The organism is Psychrobacter sp. 1U2, assembly GCF_051847575.1.
Map to the genome: position 1 here is coordinate 1 of NZ_JBPYDC010000949.1, position 761 is coordinate 761.

The window sequence follows — 761 nt, forward strand, 5'->3', positions numbered from 1 at the left end:
GGACAAGTGCCATTATTTGGCTTTTCTGGTAGCCCATGGACACTTGCTACTTATATGATTGAAGGTGGTAGCTCAAAAGATTATCGCTATACGAAAGGGTTTTTATACAGTAATCCTGAATTTTTACATCAGTTATTAGACAAGTTAGCGATGTCTGTGATTGACTATTTAGATGCGCAAGTCGTAGCTGGAGCGCAGATTCTACAGATATTTGATAGTTGGGGCGGAGCGCTTGGTCATCGTCAGTTTATAGACTTTTCTCATCAATATAACAAGCGTATCGTAGCAGAGCTGAAAATACGCCATCCGGAGATTCCAGTGGTCTTATTTACCAAGGGGGGTGGTCTTTGGCTAGATATTCAAGCGGACAGTGAGGCTGATGCCTTAGGGTTGGATTGGACCATGCCGCTCGATCGTGCTCGTCAAGTTTTGACTGAAAGCCAGCGTCATCTTACTAAAAAGCATAAAAAGCTACAGGGTAGTAAGGCAATTCAAGGTAACTTGGATCCAGCTACTCTATATGGTTCACCCGAGACCATTCAGGCAGAAGTCAAAATGATGCTAGATGGTGCTTATGCTAGTGGAGACAAAACAGGCTATATAGCAAACCTCGGTCATGGTATTACTCAGTGGGTCAACCCAGATCGTGCCAAAGTATTTATAGATGCTGTACATGATTATCAAATTTAAGCGTATTTAGATAGTAGTTAACGCGTGTATTGATTAAATCTCAGTACCAATAAACAGTATATTTCGCAAAG

The 761-nt window shown here is 41.7% G+C and carries 1 protein-coding gene; it reads left to right on the forward strand.

Translation table 11 applies throughout. The features are described 5' to 3' along the window. Positions 1–690: uroporphyrinogen decarboxylase family protein (locus ACS8FD_RS19730; protein WP_439277113.1), on the forward strand; the 690-nt coding region annotated here is incomplete at its 5' end. Between the last annotated feature and the right edge of the window lie 71 nt (positions 691–761).